Source organism: Occallatibacter sp., from assembly GCF_036502485.1.
In the GTDB taxonomy this organism is placed as follows: Bacteria; Acidobacteriota; Terriglobia; order Terriglobales; family Acidobacteriaceae; genus Telmatobacter.
Genome location: NZ_DASXYM010000003.1, coordinates 76116 through 91861, shown reverse-complemented (window position 1 = coordinate 91861; position 15746 = coordinate 76116). Strand labels below are relative to the sequence as shown.

Below are 15746 nucleotides of genomic sequence, written 5' to 3'. Positions count from 1 at the left end.
TTTTGGGGCTGGAGCCGGATCGCCGGCGCCCCGGGATTGAAACGGGTAGTAAGAGCTACGAAAGGGATTCAGGACTTTTATGGCGAAGGAAAAATTTGATCGTTCGAAGCCACACTGCAACGTGGGAACGATTGGACATATCGATCACGGCAAGACGACGTTGACGGCAGCAATCACGAAGGTGTTGGCGAAGAACAACCCGAAGATCCAGTTCCGTTCGTTCGACTCGATTGACAACGCTCCTGAAGAGCGCGAGCGCGGCATCACAATCGCGACGGCGCACGTGGAGTACGAGACCAAGAACCGCCATTATGCGCACGTGGACTGCCCCGGCCACGCCGATTACATCAAGAACATGATTACGGGCGCGGCGCAGATGGATGGAGCGATTCTCGTGGTGGCAGCCACCGACGGCCCCATGCCGCAGACCAAGGAGCACGTGCTCCTGGCCCGCCAGGTGGGCGTGCCGTACATCGTGGTGTTCCTGAACAAGTGCGATGCGGTGGAAGACGAAGAGCTGACCGACCTGGTGGAGATGGAAGTGCGCGAGCTTCTGTCGAAGTACCAGTTCCCCGGCGACGACGTTCCGGTGATCCGCGGTTCCGCTCTGGGCGCCCTGAACGGCGAGCCGAAGTGGGAAGCGCAGATCGACGCGCTGATGGAAGCGGTGGACAAGACCGTTCCGCAGCCTGACCGCGCAATTGACCTCCCGTTCCTGATGCCGATCGAAGACATCTTCTCGATCTCGGGCCGCGGCACGGTGGTTACGGGTCGTATCGAGCGCGGCAAGGTGAAGGTGGGCGAAGAGTGCGAGATCGTGGGCTTCCGCGAGACCCGCAAGACCGTCTGCACGGGCGTTGAAATGTTCAAGAAGCAGCTGGACGAAGGTCTGGCGGGCGATAACGCCGGCTTGCTGCTGCGCGGCATTCCCAAGGAAGACGTGGAGCGCGGCATGGTTCTGGCCAAGCCGGGATCGATTACGCCGCACACGCGCTTCAAGGGCGAAGTTTACGTGCTCTCGAAGGAAGAGGGCGGCCGCCACACTCCGTTCTTCAAGGGCTATCGGCCGCAGTTCTACTTCCGTACGACGGACGTGACCGGCACCGCCGAATTGCCTGAAGGCGTGGAGATGGTAATGCCGGGCGACAACGTGCAGTTGGTGGTTGAATTGCACACCCCGGTGGCCATGGAGAAGGGCCTGCGCTTTGCCATCCGCGAAGGCGGACGCACGGTGGGCGCGGGAACGATCTCGGAAATTATCAAGTAACTGGGGTCAGGGTGCAGGGGTCGGGGTTCAGGCAAATCTGAACCCTGAACCCTGAAACTCGAACCCTCGGAAAGAAGAGCCATGGTAGGACAGAGAATTCGCATCCGGCTGAAGGCATACGACTATCGCGTGCTGGACACCTCGACCGGCGAGATCGTGGACACGGCCAAGCGCACGGGCGCCCAGGTGGCCGGACCGATTCCCTTGCCGACGATCAAGAACAAGTACTGCGTGCTGCGTTCGCCGCATGTGGACAAGAAGTCGCGCGAGGCTTTCGAGATCCGCACGCACAAGCGTCTGATCGACATCCTCGAGCCGACCCAGCAGACGGTGGACGCGCTGATGAAGCTCGATCTTCCGGCCGGTGTCGACGTCGAGATCAAGGCCTTTGAGAAGTAAGCACCTGCATGCGGCCAACTGCGCCTTGCGGCGCGGGAGGTTCATCCGTAGAGCAGAAATGGAAGCGTCCCGGCCTCTGGCTCGTTGTAGATAGGCGGGGAAGTAGTTAGGAATAACACAACAGGACGTTGTGACAGTGAGCCAGAGGCTGGAATCGCGAAGCCGAAGCTCACGGAACAAGTTCCGGCAGTGCGATGCATTCAGGTTCGCATGATGAGGTGAGAAAAACATGGCAGTTACGGGAATTCTGGGTAAAAAAATCGGCATGACGCAGGTCTTCGACGAAAAGGGCGAGGTGCACCCCATTACGGTGCTCCAGGCTGGCCCCTGCGTGATTACGCAGTTGAAGACGATGGCCAAGGACGGCTACGAGGCCGCGCAGATCGGGCTGGTGGAGTTTGTGAAGGCCAGCAAGCTGACCAAGCCGCAGGCGGGCCACTTGGCCAAGACCGACGCTCCTCCAGTGAAGGAAATCCGCGAGGTCGCGATTGAGGCGAGCGCGGAAGGGCAGGACGGCGTGAAGGCCGGGGATCGCGTGCTGGTGGATATCTTTTCCGACGCTAAGTTTGTGGACGTGGTGGGCACCTCGAAGGGCCGCGGGTTCGCGGGCGTGGTTCGCCGTCACAACTTCGGAGGCGGTCCCAAGTCGCACGGCCACATGTTCCAGGTGCAGGGCTCGATCGGCGCCTCTTCGTTTCCGTCGCGTGTGTTCCCCGGGCAGCGCATGCCGGGTCACTTCGGGACGGACCAGGTCACGGTGCGCAACCTGCGCATCCGCGGCATCGATCTGGACGAGAACCTGTTGATGGTAGAGGGTGCGGTTCCCGGACCTCGTGATGGATATGTGTTCATCCGCAAGGCACTGGCTCCACCGCGTGAGCGCCGTGGCTTTGCTGGATCCGGCACGGTCGATCCGCTGAAGGCTTCGAAGAAGGCAACGGCGAAGAGGAAGTAAGGCACCTGCGGTGCGGCCAATCGCGCCCTGACGGGCGCACAGAATTCGAGTCGAGGCGCTGCGGATGCAGTGCCGGAAGAAGAAGAACATGGCACAAGTGGATGTAATCAATCTGAATGGGGAAAAGGTGGGCTCGGTAGAGCTGGCGGATGCAGTATTCGGCCAGGTCAACGAAGCTCTGCTGTGGGAAGCGGTGAAGCACTATCGCGCCGCACTGCGCCAGGGCACGCACGCCACCAAGAACCGCAAGCTCGTCGCCGGCTCCGGCAAGAAGCTGTGGAAGCAGAAGGGCACGGGCCGCGCCCGCGTTGGCTCCGTTCGTTCGCCCCTGTGGCGCCACGGCGGCACGGTGCACGGACCTCAACCGCGCAGCTACGACTACGCGTTCCCGCGCAAGAAGCTGCTGGGCGCACTGCGTTCGGCGCTGGCTTCAAAGCTGGCCGATGGCAAGCTGACGATCGTCGACTCGCTCGAGATCGCCGAGCCCAAGACCAAGCTTTACCGCAACGCGTTGACCAAGCTGGGCGTGGAGCGCACGGCTCTGCTGGTGGAAAACGGCAAAACCCTGAGCAAGAGCCTGCTGCTGGGCGCCCGCAACCTCGAGGGTGTGGAACTGGTGCTGAACAATGAGGTGCACCCCTACGATCTGCTGCGCTACGACCGGGCTATCTTCTCAAAGGCCGCGATCGAGCAGTTGGGCGAGGCCCTCGCAAAGAGCGTGAGCAAGCGTCAGCTGGCCGCGCACACGGAGGCTGCATAAATGCCGACTCTCTATACGACGATCCGCAAGCCCCTCATTACCGAGAAGGGCCTGAATGTGAAGGAGACCGAAGGGACGCTGGTGTTTGATGTCGCGCCCGAGGCTACCAAGACCGAGGTGAAGCAGGCGGTTGAGGCTTTGTTCAAGGTGAAGGTGGCGGCGGTCCGCACTTCCAACGTGATGGGCAAAGAGCGCCGCCGTGGCAAGTACGCGGGCTTCCGCCCCGACTGGAAGAAGGCATACGTCCGGCTGAAGGCCGGCGAGAAGATGCCGGAGTACGTGAGCAACCTGTAAGAAGCAGGGAACAGGGATCAGGGAACAGAAAGACTGACCCAAGGCTCACAGCAAGGAATATCGGAACGAAGCGGTTCCGGAGAAACGGGGAGAGTGGCGCAGTAGGCGCGCGGGCTCTCCAGGACTAAGACGATGGCAATCAAGACATACAGACCGATAACGCCGACCCTGCGGTTCAAGACGACGCAGGTGAACGACGATATCACTACGTCGACGCCGCATAAGCCGCTGCTGACGACGCGCAAGCGCACGGGCGGTCGCCGCAACTCGGGCGATCTGACCATCCGCCATCACGGCGGCGGTCACAAGCAGAAGATTCGCCTTATCGACTTCAAGCGCGACAAGGCTGGGATTCCGGGTACGGTGGCGACCATCGAGTACGATCCCAACCGCTCGGCGCGCATTGCGCTGGTGCACTATGCCGATGGCGAGAAGCGTTACATCCTGCAGCCGGTAGGGCTCAAGGTGGGCGCCAAGGTGATGTCCGGCCCTGAGGCCGACATCCTGGTTGGCAATGCGCTGCCGCTCAAAAATATCCCCGCCGGCACTACGGTACATGCCATTGAGCTTCGGCCGGGCAAGGGTGCGCAGATGGCGCGTTCGGCGGGCACGCAGGCGCAGCTGGTGGCCAAGGAAGGCGACTACGCGCTCCTGAAGCTGCCTTCGGGCGAGACTCGCCGGGTGCTGGTAGAGTGCATGGCCACCATCGGCCAGGTAGGCAATACCGACCACGAGAACGTCTCGATCGGCAAGGCCGGACGTAACCGCTGGAAGGGCATCCGTCCAACCAACCGCGGTGTTTCGATGAACCCGGTGGATCACCCGCACGGCGGCGGCGAAGGTAAGACTTCGGGCGGCCGTCATCCGGTGACCCCGTGGGGCCAGCCGACGCGCGGATACAAGACACGCAACAACAAGCGGACCGATGGGTTCATCGTCAGCCGCCGGCAGAAGTAGAGGGAGCGGAGATTCATGGCACGTTCGACGAAAAAAGGACCGTTTGTAGACGCGCACCTGATGGTGAAGGTCGAGGCGATGAATACCGCCAACGACCGCAAGGTTTTGAAGACCTGGTCGCGGCGCTCCACCATCTTCCCCGAGTTCGTGGGCCACACCATCGCCGTGCACAACGGCAAGAAGTTTGTTCCCGTATATGTGACGGAGAACATGGTGGGTCACAAGCTGGGCGAGTTCGCGCCCACCCGCACGTTCAAAGGACACACGGCAGGCGGCAAGGCTGAGGCCGGCGCGAAGCCGAGGTAAAGACAGCTTCTAGCTCCTAGCCTCTAGCTGTACCGAGGTGAATCAACTGAAGAGAGCAGAGCGAAGGAATTCAGGCGCAGACGAGAGCGGATGGATGCGCCAGGAAAGCTAGGAGCTAGTAGCTAGAAGCTAGTAGCTGATTGAGGACAGACCAATGGCAGTCGAGACAAGAGAATACCGGGCCGAGGCCAAGTTTCAGCGCGTATCGCCGCAGAAGGCGCGGCTGGTGCTCGACCTGATCAAGGGCCGGGGAGTGCAGGAGGCGCTGGAGACGGCGGCCTTCACCAAGAAGCGCATTGCTCCCGTGATCCACAAGCTGCTCACCTCGGCGTTGGACAACGCCAAGTATGTGGCTGGCGAGCAGGGCATCGATCTGGACGTCGACAACCTGTACGTCAAGAACGCCCTGGCCAACGAAGGTCCGCGCATGAAGCGCATTCGCCCTGCCCCGATGGGCCGCGCCTACCGCTATCAGCGCCGGCTTGCGCACATCATTGTGTCGGTAGCTGAGCGGGACGGCGGAGCGAGCCTGGTGACTACGGTCGACGGGCCGGTAGCGAAGAAGTCGGCCGGCAAGAAGACCCCGGCTAAAAAGGCTCCGGCCAAGAAGGCAGCAACCAAGAAGTCCGCGTCGGCAGCGCCGAAGGCGAAGAAGGCCGCCAAGTAGGCGGCTGAGAGGAACTGATTATGGGACAGAAAGTCCATCCTTACGGATTCCGGCTGGGAGTGAACAAGCCCTGGCGCTCGCGCTGGTTCTCCGAACGCGATTACGACAAGCTTCTTGTCGAGGACGTGAAGCTCAAGGCCGAGCTGCGCGACAAGCTGAAGGCAGCGGGCGTGAGCTCAGTGGAGATCGAGCGTCCCGGCAACAAGCTGCGCTTCATCATCCGCACGGCGCGTCCGGGCATCGTGATCGGCCGCAAGGGCGCCGAGATCGAGAAGCTGAAGACGGAGCTGGGCAAGCGCACCAACCGCGACGTGTTCATCGATATTGTCGAGGTGAACAAGCCGGAGCTTGATGCGCAGCTGGTATCGGAGAACATCGCACTGCAGCTCGAGAAGCGCGTCAGCTTCCGTCGCGCCATGCGCAAGAGCGTGGATTCGGCGCTGCGTTTCGGCTGCAAGGGCATCAAGGTGCGTGTTTCGGGCCGGTTGAACGGCAACGAAATCGCCCGTTCCGAATGGTATCTGCAGGGGCGTCTGCCGCTGCATACGCTGCGCGCGGACATCGATTACGGCTTCTCCGAGGCGCAGACCACGTACGGCCAGATCGGCGTGAAGGTGTGGATATATAGGGGCGATATCTACGAGCAGAAGCGCCGGCGCGATCAGCCCGGTGTGGGCGCCACGGGTGTGTTCTAAAGGCAGGGAGCAGGGATTAGAAAACCTGCTCCGCTCACTGCTCTGAGTTTGTGTAACTGGGATTTCAGTAAGCGGCACGGAAGTGAATAGCGACCGGGATGAGACTAATCCCTACTCCCTATTCCCTATTCCCTGCTTTTTGAGGGTTTCGCTATGTTGATGCCAAAGAAGGTAAAATATCGCAAGCAGCAAAAGGGCAAGCGCCGCGGCAAGGCGTGGCGTGGTTCTTCGCTTGCGTTCGGCGAATACGGACTGAAGGTCCTGGAGGCCGGCTACATCACCGATCGTCAGATCGAGGCCAGCCGTATCGCCATGACCCGGTTCATCAAGCGCGGCGGCAAGATCTGGCTGCGCCTGTTCCCGGATAAGCCGATCACCAAGAAGCCGGCCGAAGTCCGAATGGGCTCGGGTAAAGGCGCACTGGATCACTGGGTTGCTGTTGTGCGGCCCGGCAAGATCCTGTTCGAGATGGAAGGCGTGGCTCCCGACGTTGCCCAGGAAGCTATGCGTCTGGCCTCGAACAAGCTGCCGCTGAAGGTCAAGTTTGTTCAGCGTCCCGGCGCGACAGAAAAAGCTGCTTCCGCAGAGAAGACGCCGGCTGCATAAGCCGGGCGAGAAGACCGCGGTCACGTGCCCTCTGAGGGAAGCGCACCGCTGAAGAGAGAATGGATATGGAACTCAACAAGATTCGCAGCTTGAGCGATGAGGAACTGACGGCCCACGAGAAGACCTCGGCCGAGCAGCTTTTCCGGCTTCGCTTTCAGGTCTCGATGGGGCAGAACGACGGAGTGAAGAAGCTCCGCCAGCTGCGCAAGGAGATCGCTCAGATCAAGACTGTGGCGCGCGAGCGTCAGCTTGGCATCGGCGGCGCCGGCAAAGACGGTGCAACCGCTACGACCTCAAAGAAGGGAGCACGCTAAATGGCGACTCAGGAAACGCAGCAGACGCCGGCGGCGGCAGATTCGATCTCTTCGCGGCGCAATGAGAAGGTCGGCAACGTGGTCTCGACCAAGATGCAGAAGACCATCGTGGTCGAAGTCGAGATGCGCAAGGCGCACCCCAAGTACAAGAAGATCATGAAGAGCTCGAAGAAGTTCTATGCTCACGACGAGCAGAACTCCGCGCGGGTGGGCGATGTGGTTCGCATCCGCGAGACCCGTCCGTTGAGCAAGCTGAAGCGCTGGGCACTGGAAGAGATTGTCCGCCGCTCCTCGCTCGGCCAGATTGAAGAGATTCAGGCGCCGCAGGCGGCCAATAGCTAAGCACGCGAGAGGGAGAAAAGACCATGGCAGTGCAAATGAGATCGATGCTCGCCGTTGCCGATAACTCCGGCGCGCGCAAGCTGCAGATGATCCTTCCGCTGGGCGGCGGCCTGGGCAAGAAGGCTTCGCTTGGCGATGTGATTACGGCCGCGGTGAAGGAAGCTTCGCCGGACGGCACCGTCAAGAAGGGCAAAGTGGTGAAGGCGGTTATCGTCCGCACCCGCAAGGAATATCGCCGCCGGGACGGAACCTATATCCGCTTCGACGAGAACGCGGCCGTTGTGATCGACGACTCGCACGAGCCGGTAGGCACGCGCGTGTTCGGACCGGTGGCTCGCGAGTTGCGCGAAAAGAAGTTTCTGAAAATCGTTTCGCTGGCGCCGGAAGTTGTGTAACGAGTGATCAGTGTTCAGTGAACAGTGATCAGCCGCAAGAGCAAAGCCGACCACTGTTCACAGACAACTGTCCACTGTTTTGGAGATATCATGCAGAGCTTGAACATTCATCGCAACGATACGGTCCAGGTGCTGACGGGCTCCGACCGCGGCAAGCAGGGCCGCGTGCTGCGCGTGTTCCCTGACAAGGGCACGGTGCTCGTGGAGCACGTTCGCGTGGTCAAGAAGACGGTTTCCTCGAAGACCGGGCAGCGCACCAAGGGTGGTATCGCCGAGCAGGAATCGCCCATCAACGTTTCGAACGTAGCGCTTGTCTGCCCCAATTGCGGACCGTCGCGTGTGGGCTACAAGAAGGACGGCGACCAGCGCGTACGCGTGTGCAAGAAGTGCGGACAGACGCTGGCCACGAAGAAGTAAATGACAAGTGGTCAGCGATCAGAAAGCATTGAAGACTGACAACCGAAGACTGGCAACTGAATTGAGCACCTGCCGCAACGGTATACGGCTGAAGGGCCACTCCGAGACCGGTAGAAAGAGAGCAAAGACGAAATGGCAGCAAGGCTGAGAAAGAAGTACAACAAGGAAATCAAGCAGGCTCTGCAGAAGGAACTCGGTCTCGAGAACTCGATGGCGGTGCCGAAGATTGAAAAGATCGTACTGAACATGGGTCTGGGCGAGGCCACGCAGAACAACAAGCTGCTCGATCCGCTGGTTGGGGACCTGGCCGCAATCGCGGGTCAGAAGCCTGTGACCACCAAGGCCAAGAAGTCGATCGCGGCCTTCAAGGTGCGCGAAGGCATGTCGATTGGGGCCATGGTGACTCTGCGCCACGACAAGGCATACGAGTTCCTGGATCGCCTGATCTCGACGGCTCTGCCGCGTGTGCGCGACTTCCGCGGCGTTTCGACCAAGAGTTTTGACGGGCGCGGCAATTACACGCTCGGCCTGCGCGATCAGCTGATCTTCCCGGAGATCGATTACTCCAAGGTGGAAAAGCTGAAGGGCATGAACATCACCATTGTGACCACGGCCAAGGACGACAACTCGGCGCGTGCGCTGCTCAAGGCCTTTGGCATGCCGTTCCGCCAGGGAGCGTAACAATAGTTCATAGTTCGCAGTTCACAGTTCGTAGATGCGAGCCCGACAACTGAACCGCTGAGAACTACGAACTAAGAACTGTGAACTTTTAGGGGATTTATGGCAACCACTGCAAAAGCCGTCAAAGACGCGCGGAAGCCGAAGTTCAGCTCCCGCAAGCACAACCGCTGCAAGCTCTGCGGCCGTCCGCGCGCGTACCTGCGTAAGTTCGGCGTGTGCCGTCTGTGCTTCCGCGGCCTGGCGCTCAAGGGTGAGATTCCCGGCGTCGTCAAGTCGAGCTGGTAAGAACGCGGTGGTCAGTGTCGGTTAGTTTCAATGAACTGGCACCTGAGTTGAACTGAAGGTTCGCTTCTGATCACTGACGACTGAACACTGATCACTGTTGTAACCATTCCCGCAGGTTTCCGCTAAGGCGGACGAACGGGGAATGAAGGAGAAGGAATGAGTCTGACCGACCCTGTAGCAGATTTTCTGGCGCGCATCCGGAATGCGATCCGGGCCCGCCATCAGAAGCTGGACGTCCCGGCTTCCAAGCTGAAGACCGAGATTGCCCGCATCCTCAAGGAAGAGGGATACATCTCGAACTACAAGACCCAGGAAGAAGATGGCAAGCATATCCTGCGCGTGTACCTCAAGTACGGCGGCACGGAAGCAGCCATCCGCGACCTCGCCCGCATCTCGCGTCCCGGCTGCCGCGTATACATTGGCCGCGATGAGATCAAGCGCGTGCAGGGCGGACTGGGCATCTCGATCATGACTACCCCCAAGGGCGTCATGACCGGCCGCCAGGCGCGCCGTGAAGGCGTGGGTGGTGAAGTGCTTTGCGAGGTCTGGTAGACCTCGCAGTTGTTAGTGATCAATTAATTCCCGCAGATGCGGGCAGTTGTGACTGTTTTCCGGCTGCAGTGGAACGAGGCAATGGAGTGAGTGGCAAGGTCTTCCGATCGGAATTGCTCTGATCACTGACTACTGATCACTGACGCTGTTCCTCGGGACTCGCAAGCCAACAAAGGATTTGAAGAATGTCGCGTATTGGTAAGAAGCCGATCCCGATGCCCGCGGGCGTCAAGTATAAGGTGGAAGGCAACACCGTCACGGTTGAAGGCCCCAAGGGCAAAGTCACGGCATTGGTTGCCGAGGGCATCACGCTGGAGACCAAGGACGGCCACTTGCTGGTGAACCGGCAGGACGACAAGTTCGCCGCTTTCCATGGGTTGACCCGCGCACTGGTGTTCAACGCCGTGCAGGGCGTCACCGCCGGCTGGAAGAGGGAACTGGATATCGTCGGTATTGGATATCGCGCGGAACTGAAGGGCAAGAACATGGTTGTGTTCACGCTCGGCTACTCGCACCCGATTGAGTTCCCGCTGCCCACCGGCATTGAAGTGGCCATCGACCCCAAGCAGACGCACCTCACGGTGAGCGGCATTGACCGCCAGAAGGTTGGCCAGGTGGCCGCCGACATGCGCTCTCTCCGCAAGCCCGACCCCTACAAGAACAAGGGTGTGCGCTACTCGGATGAGAAGCTGAAGAAGAAGGCCGGCAAGACAGGCGCCAAGTAATGAGCAGGTGTCAGGGTTCAGGGGGCAGGGTTCAGCAAACAATGCGATGCGAACCCTGACATCTGAACCCCGACCCTGAAAACACCGAACGGAACCGCAGGGCGGTTCCGCTGATAGGAAGAGATCAAGATGATTACGCAGACCAAGAGAAATGCAATCCGCCAGCGCATTCACGCGCGCATCCGCCGCAAGCTTGCCGGTACGGCCCAGCGTCCGCGCCTGAATGTGTACCGTTCGCTCAACCACATCTATGCCCAGGTAATTGACGATCAGGCCGGTGTGACTCTCGCTTCGGCTTCGACTATCAAGCTGAAGACCGGCGGAAACGTCGCGGCGGCGAAAGAGATCGGCAAGACCATCGCCGAACTGGCCAAGGAAAAGGGAGTGACCAAGGTGGTGTTCGATCGCGGCGGCTTCCTGTATCACGGCCGCATCAAGGCCCTGGCCGAGGCGGCGCGCGAAGCGGGTCTCCAGTTCTAGTCGGTCGACTGCAGCCCGCGGATTTGAAGCTTGGGGCTCGAAGTTCAGCACCCTGTTGGGTGCGGCATTTTACGGCCAGAGCAGCGGCCGGTTTCGATGAGAAGTTCAGCAAGAGGTTTCCAGGGTGTGCGTGAGCGCGCCCGGAAGGACTAAAGATGACGATGTTGAAGAAGAAGCTTGATGCCAACCAGTACAACCTGAAGGATCAGGTGGTGGCCATCAATCGCGTGACCAAGGTGGTCAAGGGCGGCAAAAACATGTCGTTCGCGGCGCTGGTGGTGGTGGGCGACGCAGGTTCGGGCGTGGTCGGCTACGGTTCGGGCAAGGCCAAGGAAGTTCCCCAGGCGATCCGCAAGGGAATCGAAGCGGCCAAGAAGAACCTGTTCAAGATCAACCTGACCGAAACCACGATTCCGCACCAGGTGCTGGGCCGCTTCGGTTCGGGACATGTGCTGCTCAAGCCGGCTCCGGAAGGTACTGGCGTAATAGCGGGCGGCGCGGTTCGCGCGGTGATGACTTCGGCGGGGGTGCAGAACGTGCTCACCAAGAGCCTGGGCACCGCCAATCCCCACAACGTGATCAAGGCGACATTCGATGCGCTGATCCAGCTGCGCGACAAGTCCGATGTGGCTACCATGCGCGGGAAGTCTGTCGAGGAGCTCTAATCATGGCCGAAACCAAGAAAATTCGCATTCAGTACTACCGCTCCAAGATTCAGGCACCTATGAAGCACAAGCTGGTGGTTAAGGGCCTCGGCTTCACGCGCCTCAATCAGATCGTCGAGCGCGAAGACACCCCCTCCATTCGCGGCATGGTGAACACCATTCCGCATCTGGTGCGGATCGTAGAGAACTAGTTCACAGTTCGTAGTTCGAAGTTCACAGTCAGTGATGACTTAAAGCTGTGCACTAAGAACTGGGAAATAAGAACTCTCACAGCGCGAGTCGGAGTGGCACTCACCGCCCGGCGCTATTAGCGAGGAAAATCATGGCAAAGAATCTATCCAATCTGCGCGCGCCCAAGAACGCCAACACGGCGCGCAAGCGTGTCGGCCGCGGTATGGGCTCCGGCATGGGCAAGACCTCGACCCGCGGTCACAAGGGCCAGCGTTCGCGTTCCGGCTCTCACATGATGCGTGGTTTTGAAGGCGGCCAGATGCCGCTGCACCGCCGCCTGCCCAAGCGTGGTTTCACCAACATTTTCCGTACCGAGTACACGGTGGTGAATCTCGAGCGGATCGCCGAACTCGAGGGAGTGAATGAGATCGGCCTGGACGACTACCGCAAGCTGGGTCTGGCTTCGCAGAAGAAGCCGCTGATCAAGATCCTCGGTTCGGGCGAGCTTACCACGGCCATCACTATTCATGCGCACAAGTTCTCCAAGTCGGCCCAGGAAAAGATCGAGAAGGCCGGCGGCAAAGTTGTGCTGCTGGGTGGCGAACCCGCGGAAGCCAAGGCGTAGGTCCGAGGATTTCAGTCCCAGGGTCTTGGAATTGAGACCCTGGGGCCCGCAGAGCGAAAAATCAGCTCTGCTGTTTGCTCCGGACGCTGACAGTAAACCTCACTCCCGCGTAAGATGGATGCACACCCGAAAAATTTCGGCGCCGGGCGCCTGAAGTTGGATACCTAAACATGGTTGAGAAGTTCCTCAATATCTTCCGCATTCCGGATCTGCGCAAGCGGGTTCTGTTCACCCTTGGCATTCTGGCCGTTTACCGCTTGGGCGCGTGGCTTCCTACGCCGGGCGTGAACACCACGTTACTGGAGCGGCTCTTCGATCAGCAGAGCGGCTCGGCCCTGGGCCTGATGAACCTGTTCGGCGGCGGCAACCTGCGGCGCATGACGATTTTCGCGCTGGGTATCATGCCGTATATCACGGCATCGATTATCTTTCAGCTGCTGACGGTCGTCTACGAGCCACTGGCCCGGATCCAGAAGGAAGGCGAACTTGGCCGGCGCAAGATCACGCAGTGGACCCGGTACGTGACCGTAATCCTGGCCGCTCTACAATCGATCGGCATTTCCTTCCTGCTCACCAAGCAGGGCCTGGTTCTGCATCCTGGCATCGGCTTCATGTTCATGACGGTGCTGACGCTCACCACCGGGTCTGGCTTCATCATGTGGCTCGGCGAGCAGATCACCGACCGTGGTATCGGCAATGGAATGAGTTTGCTGATCTTTGCGGGCATTGTGGCCGGCCTGCCGCATGGCGTGGTGGAACTGGTGCAGAAGATCCAGACCAACGCCTGGGGTTCGCTCACGTTCCTAGCCGTGCTGCTGATGCTGGCCGCCATGATCGCGGTGGTCGCATTCATCGTCTATGTGGAGCGCAGCGAACGCCGCATTCCCATCCAGAGCGCGCGCCGCATCGTAGGCCGCCGCATGATGGGGGGAGCGTCGAGCCATCTGCCGCTGAAGGTGAATTCGGGCGGCGTCATGCCTATCATCTTTGCCAGCTCCATTCTGTCGGCGCCGCTGTTGTTTGCGCAATCGGAGTGGGTGCAGAACAACCGGTTCTTTTCGCCGATTCTGCAGGCGCTGCAGCCAGGCTATCCGTGGTACGTCTTTTTGAACTTTGTCGGCATCATCTTCTTTGCGTACTTTTACGTGTCGATTGTGATGAAGCCTGACGACATCGCCGATAACTTCCGCAAGTCGGGTTCCTTTATCCCTGGAATCCGGCCCGGCAAGCGGACCTCGGATTTCATCAACGATATCCTTACGCGAATCACCCTGGTGGGAGCGCTCTACCTGTTCCTCATCTACCTGATTCCGACGTATATGATTTCGGGTCTTCGTTTGGACAAGCTCTTCCTGGTTGGCCGGGTGTTTGAGAGTCTGCCAGCCTGGATGACTCATGGCTTTGGGGTCAACTTCTACTTTGGCGGCACTTCGCTGCTCATCGTGGTAGGCGTGGCCATGGACACCATCAACCAGATCGAGTCGCAGCTCATCATGCGTCACTATGAGGGCTTTTCCCCGCGTTCCGGTCGTATTCGGGGAAGGAAAACCTGGTAATGTCGTCTTTGATTTCTATGATTGAAAATGGCCGGGAAGCGGGTCGCAAGACCGTGCCCGGCCCGATCCTTTTGCTCGGCGCGCCCGGGGTAGGCAAGGGCACGCAGGCCAAAGAGCTGGTCAAGCTCTGGGGTATCCCCCAGATCTCGACCGGAGACCTGCTGCGCGCCAATGTGGCTCGCGGAACCGAGTTGGGCAAGGTCGCCAAGGAGATTATGGGGCGGGGCGATCTGGTTCCCGACACCCTGGTCAACGAGATGGTGGCAGTGCGGCTGCAACAGCCGGATACCGTGAACGGTTTCATTCTGGACGGTTTCCCGCGCACGCTGAACCAGGCGGGATGGCTGGATGGGCGCCTCTCGGGGCAATCGGAAAGCCTGCCGGTGGTTGCTGTCAGCATTCAAGTCGACTATAATCAATTATTGCGCCGGATTACCGGTCGCAGGAATTGCCCTGTCTGCCAGACCATCTACAACGTCTACATGAAGCCATCCGCAGTGGATGGGATCTGTGATGTAGAGGGTGCGGCCTTGGTCCAGCGCGCCGATGACACGGAAGAGGCCTTTGCGGAGCGCATGCGCGTGTATGCCGCACAGACCGCACCCGTGGTCGATCATTATCGCGGCCTGGGACGCTTCGCGGAAGTAGACGGGGACCGGGCCATCGACGTGGTGGCTGCCGGAATTGTTGCCGCCGTTGAGCGGCTGCGTGCTGAATAAGCGCAGCCGGAACGGCGGGTTTGTGCGTGATGCGCAGTTGGTAGCTCGTATTTTGCAGTCCGCAGGTGACTGCGATGCCTTAGCTACGAACTGAAACCGTGAACTGAGAATTGATTTGGCAGTTGTCCTCAAGTCGAGCCAGGAGATCGAGAAGATGCGCCGCGCGGGCCGGGTGGTCCGCGAGGTGCTGGAACTCGTGCGCGGGCTCGCGAAGCCAGGCGCCAGCACGCTTGACCTCGAGAACGCCGCGGAAATGCGGATGAAGGAACTCGGCGCCAAGGCGGCGTTCAAGGGATATCACGGGTTCCCAGCGGTGCTGTGCACCTCGATTAACAGCGAGGTGGTGCATGGAATTCCTTCTGCGAAGCGGGTGCTGAAGGAAGGCGATATCGTTTCGATCGACTGCGGCGCGATCGTCGACGGCTACTACGGGGACGCGGCGATTACGGTTCCAGTGGGTGAGAAGATCGATCCCAAGACCGATCGGCTGCTCAAGGTGACGGAGCAGTCGCTGCAGGCGGGAATCGCGGCGGTGAAGCCGGGCGCGACGCTGGGCGACATCGGAGCGGCGGTGCAGTCGGTGGTCGAGGCGGAAGGGTTTTCGGTGGTACGCGATTTTGTGGGGCACGGCATCGGGTCGAATATGCATGAGGATCCGCAGGTGCCGAACTTTGGCGAGGCCGGGCGCGGCATGAAACTGCGCGCGGGCATGGTGATTGCCATCGAGCCCATGGTCAACGCCGGCAAGCCGGAAGTGCGCGTACTGCGCGACGGCTGGACCGCGGTGACGGACGACGGAAGTATGAGTGCTCATTTTGAGCACACGGTGGCGGTAACCGACACCGGCTCAAGGATTCTGACCGACTAGCAGTTCGGTCCAAAACGTTGGAGCGCGCGAGCGCCCCAGAAGCGG

Annotated in this window: 25 protein-coding genes; all 25 read left to right on the top strand. The window is 60.2% G+C overall.

Going from position 1 to position 15746, the window contains the following annotated elements; translation table 11 throughout:
• Window positions 1-79 precede the first annotated feature (79 nt).
• Window positions 80-1267, top strand: a complete 1188-nt coding sequence (gene tuf, locus VGL22_RS00940) for an elongation factor Tu (protein WP_465264992.1) — start codon at window positions 80-82, stop codon at window positions 1265-1267.
• Window positions 1268-1348: 81 nt separating this feature from the next.
• Window positions 1349-1666 carry a 30S ribosomal protein S10 gene (gene rpsJ / locus VGL22_RS00935; protein ID WP_026442722.1) on the top strand — a complete coding sequence of 106 codons (318 nt, stop codon included), beginning with the start codon at window positions 1349-1351 and terminating at the stop codon, window positions 1664-1666.
• Between the two features lie 229 nt (window positions 1667-1895).
• The gene (rplC, locus tag VGL22_RS00930) at window positions 1896-2621 is read left to right on the top strand and encodes a 50S ribosomal protein L3 (protein ID WP_465264991.1); all 726 of its coding nucleotides are present in this window, start codon (window positions 1896-1898) and stop codon (window positions 2619-2621) included.
• An 88-nt stretch (window positions 2622-2709) separates the two neighbouring features.
• The gene (gene rplD / locus VGL22_RS00925) at window positions 2710-3381 is read left to right on the top strand and encodes a 50S ribosomal protein L4 (RefSeq protein ID WP_465264990.1); all 672 of its coding nucleotides are present in this window, start codon (window positions 2710-2712) and stop codon (window positions 3379-3381) included.
• Window positions 3382-3675: a 50S ribosomal protein L23 gene (locus tag VGL22_RS00920; RefSeq protein WP_465264989.1), complete on the top strand. Its 294-nt coding sequence runs from the start codon at window positions 3382-3384 to the stop codon at window positions 3673-3675. It abuts the gene before it with no gap.
• A gap of 132 nt (window positions 3676-3807) precedes the next feature.
• Window positions 3808-4632 (top strand): 50S ribosomal protein L2, encoded by an 825-nt coding sequence (rplB, locus tag VGL22_RS00915; RefSeq protein WP_465264988.1) that lies wholly within the window; start codon window positions 3808-3810, stop codon window positions 4630-4632.
• A gap of 15 nt (window positions 4633-4647) precedes the next feature.
• The gene (gene rpsS, locus VGL22_RS00910) at window positions 4648-4938 is read left to right on the top strand and encodes a 30S ribosomal protein S19 (RefSeq protein WP_465264987.1); all 291 of its coding nucleotides are present in this window, start codon (window positions 4648-4650) and stop codon (window positions 4936-4938) included.
• A gap of 154 nt (window positions 4939-5092) precedes the next feature.
• A complete protein-coding gene (gene rplV / locus VGL22_RS00905; protein WP_465264986.1) occupies window positions 5093-5605 on the top strand; it encodes a 50S ribosomal protein L22 in 513 nt (170 codons plus the stop codon).
• A gap of 20 nt (window positions 5606-5625) precedes the next feature.
• Window positions 5626-6300 (top strand): 30S ribosomal protein S3, encoded by a 675-nt coding sequence (gene rpsC / locus VGL22_RS00900; RefSeq protein WP_465264985.1) that lies wholly within the window; start codon window positions 5626-5628, stop codon window positions 6298-6300.
• 153 nt (window positions 6301-6453) lie between these two features.
• The gene (gene rplP / locus VGL22_RS00895; RefSeq protein ID WP_465264984.1) at window positions 6454-6906 is read left to right on the top strand and encodes a 50S ribosomal protein L16; all 453 of its coding nucleotides are present in this window, start codon (window positions 6454-6456) and stop codon (window positions 6904-6906) included.
• 65 nt (window positions 6907-6971) lie between these two features.
• Complete coding sequence (rpmC, locus tag VGL22_RS00890; RefSeq protein WP_465264983.1) at window positions 6972-7220, top strand: 50S ribosomal protein L29; 249 nt, start codon at window positions 6972-6974, stop codon at window positions 7218-7220.
• Entirely contained in the window at window positions 7221-7562 is a 342-nt protein-coding gene (gene rpsQ / locus VGL22_RS00885; protein WP_465264982.1) for a 30S ribosomal protein S17, read from the top strand.
• A gap of 23 nt (window positions 7563-7585) precedes the next feature.
• Window positions 7586-7957, top strand: a complete 372-nt coding sequence (rplN, locus tag VGL22_RS00880) for a 50S ribosomal protein L14 (protein ID WP_465264981.1) — start codon at window positions 7586-7588, stop codon at window positions 7955-7957.
• Window positions 7958-8047: 90 nt separating this feature from the next.
• Window positions 8048-8374, top strand: a complete 327-nt coding sequence (gene rplX / locus VGL22_RS00875; RefSeq protein ID WP_465264980.1) for a 50S ribosomal protein L24 — start codon at window positions 8048-8050, stop codon at window positions 8372-8374.
• A gap of 132 nt (window positions 8375-8506) precedes the next feature.
• Window positions 8507-9055: a 50S ribosomal protein L5 gene (gene rplE, locus VGL22_RS00870; protein WP_465264979.1), complete on the top strand. Its 549-nt coding sequence runs from the start codon at window positions 8507-8509 to the stop codon at window positions 9053-9055.
• A gap of 99 nt (window positions 9056-9154) precedes the next feature.
• Window positions 9155-9340, top strand: a complete 186-nt coding sequence (locus VGL22_RS00865) for a type Z 30S ribosomal protein S14 (RefSeq protein WP_465264978.1) — start codon at window positions 9155-9157, stop codon at window positions 9338-9340.
• A gap of 156 nt (window positions 9341-9496) precedes the next feature.
• Window positions 9497-9892, top strand: coding sequence for a 30S ribosomal protein S8 (gene rpsH, locus VGL22_RS00860; RefSeq protein ID WP_465264977.1), 396 nt, complete (start codon window positions 9497-9499; stop codon window positions 9890-9892).
• A 185-nt stretch (window positions 9893-10077) separates the two neighbouring features.
• Window positions 10078-10617, top strand: a complete 540-nt coding sequence (rplF, locus tag VGL22_RS00855; protein ID WP_465264976.1) for a 50S ribosomal protein L6 — start codon at window positions 10078-10080, stop codon at window positions 10615-10617.
• Window positions 10618-10746: 129 nt separating this feature from the next.
• Window positions 10747-11097 (top strand): 50S ribosomal protein L18, encoded by a 351-nt coding sequence (gene rplR / locus VGL22_RS00850; protein ID WP_465264975.1) that lies wholly within the window; start codon window positions 10747-10749, stop codon window positions 11095-11097.
• Between the two features lie 155 nt (window positions 11098-11252).
• Window positions 11253-11762 carry a 30S ribosomal protein S5 gene (gene rpsE, locus VGL22_RS00845; RefSeq protein WP_465264974.1) on the top strand — a complete coding sequence of 170 codons (510 nt, stop codon included), beginning with the start codon at window positions 11253-11255 and terminating at the stop codon, window positions 11760-11762.
• A 2-nt stretch (window positions 11763-11764) separates the two neighbouring features.
• Complete coding sequence (rpmD, locus tag VGL22_RS00840) at window positions 11765-11953, top strand: 50S ribosomal protein L30 (protein ID WP_465264973.1); 189 nt, start codon at window positions 11765-11767, stop codon at window positions 11951-11953.
• 131 nt (window positions 11954-12084) lie between these two features.
• Window positions 12085-12558 (top strand): 50S ribosomal protein L15, encoded by a 474-nt coding sequence (rplO, locus tag VGL22_RS00835; RefSeq protein ID WP_465264972.1) that lies wholly within the window; start codon window positions 12085-12087, stop codon window positions 12556-12558.
• Window positions 12559-12728: 170 nt separating this feature from the next.
• On the top strand, window positions 12729-14114 hold the full coding sequence (gene secY / locus VGL22_RS00830; protein WP_465264971.1) for a preprotein translocase subunit SecY: 1386 nt from the start codon (window positions 12729-12731) through the stop codon (window positions 14112-14114).
• Window positions 14114-14833 (top strand): adenylate kinase, encoded by a 720-nt coding sequence (locus VGL22_RS00825; protein WP_465264970.1) that lies wholly within the window; start codon window positions 14114-14116, stop codon window positions 14831-14833. The genes secY and VGL22_RS00825 overlap by 1 nt, the downstream gene beginning before the upstream one ends.
• Before the next feature lie 115 nt (window positions 14834-14948).
• Window positions 14949-15701, top strand: a complete 753-nt coding sequence (map, locus tag VGL22_RS00820; protein WP_465264969.1) for a type I methionyl aminopeptidase — start codon at window positions 14949-14951, stop codon at window positions 15699-15701.
• Window positions 15702-15746: the final 45 nt, after the last annotated feature.

Coding starts and splice junctions, on each gene's coding strand:
- tuf (WP_465264992.1), top strand. CDS start 80: ATGGCGAAGGAAAAATTTGATCGTTCGAAGCCACACTGCAACGTGGGA.
- rpsJ (WP_026442722.1), top strand. CDS start 1,349: ATGGTAGGACAGAGAATTCGCATCCGGCTGAAGGCATACGACTATCGC.
- rplC (WP_465264991.1), top strand. CDS start 1,896: ATGGCAGTTACGGGAATTCTGGGTAAAAAAATCGGCATGACGCAGGTC.
- rplD (WP_465264990.1), top strand. CDS start 2,710: ATGGCACAAGTGGATGTAATCAATCTGAATGGGGAAAAGGTGGGCTCG.
- VGL22_RS00920 (WP_465264989.1), top strand. CDS start 3,382: ATGCCGACTCTCTATACGACGATCCGCAAGCCCCTCATTACCGAGAAG.
- rplB (WP_465264988.1), top strand. CDS start 3,808: ATGGCAATCAAGACATACAGACCGATAACGCCGACCCTGCGGTTCAAG.
- rpsS (WP_465264987.1), top strand. CDS start 4,648: ATGGCACGTTCGACGAAAAAAGGACCGTTTGTAGACGCGCACCTGATG.
- rplV (WP_465264986.1), top strand. CDS start 5,093: ATGGCAGTCGAGACAAGAGAATACCGGGCCGAGGCCAAGTTTCAGCGC.
- rpsC (WP_465264985.1), top strand. CDS start 5,626: ATGGGACAGAAAGTCCATCCTTACGGATTCCGGCTGGGAGTGAACAAG.
- rplP (WP_465264984.1), top strand. CDS start 6,454: ATGTTGATGCCAAAGAAGGTAAAATATCGCAAGCAGCAAAAGGGCAAG.
- rpmC (WP_465264983.1), top strand. CDS start 6,972: ATGGAACTCAACAAGATTCGCAGCTTGAGCGATGAGGAACTGACGGCC.
- rpsQ (WP_465264982.1), top strand. CDS start 7,221: ATGGCGACTCAGGAAACGCAGCAGACGCCGGCGGCGGCAGATTCGATC.
- rplN (WP_465264981.1), top strand. CDS start 7,586: ATGGCAGTGCAAATGAGATCGATGCTCGCCGTTGCCGATAACTCCGGC.
- rplX (WP_465264980.1), top strand. CDS start 8,048: ATGCAGAGCTTGAACATTCATCGCAACGATACGGTCCAGGTGCTGACG.
- rplE (WP_465264979.1), top strand. CDS start 8,507: ATGGCAGCAAGGCTGAGAAAGAAGTACAACAAGGAAATCAAGCAGGCT.
- VGL22_RS00865 (WP_465264978.1), top strand. CDS start 9,155: ATGGCAACCACTGCAAAAGCCGTCAAAGACGCGCGGAAGCCGAAGTTC.
- rpsH (WP_465264977.1), top strand. CDS start 9,497: ATGAGTCTGACCGACCCTGTAGCAGATTTTCTGGCGCGCATCCGGAAT.
- rplF (WP_465264976.1), top strand. CDS start 10,078: ATGTCGCGTATTGGTAAGAAGCCGATCCCGATGCCCGCGGGCGTCAAG.
- rplR (WP_465264975.1), top strand. CDS start 10,747: ATGATTACGCAGACCAAGAGAAATGCAATCCGCCAGCGCATTCACGCG.
- rpsE (WP_465264974.1), top strand. CDS start 11,253: ATGACGATGTTGAAGAAGAAGCTTGATGCCAACCAGTACAACCTGAAG.
- rpmD (WP_465264973.1), top strand. CDS start 11,765: ATGGCCGAAACCAAGAAAATTCGCATTCAGTACTACCGCTCCAAGATT.
- rplO (WP_465264972.1), top strand. CDS start 12,085: ATGGCAAAGAATCTATCCAATCTGCGCGCGCCCAAGAACGCCAACACG.
- secY (WP_465264971.1), top strand. CDS start 12,729: ATGGTTGAGAAGTTCCTCAATATCTTCCGCATTCCGGATCTGCGCAAG.
- VGL22_RS00825 (WP_465264970.1), top strand. CDS start 14,114: ATGTCGTCTTTGATTTCTATGATTGAAAATGGCCGGGAAGCGGGTCGC.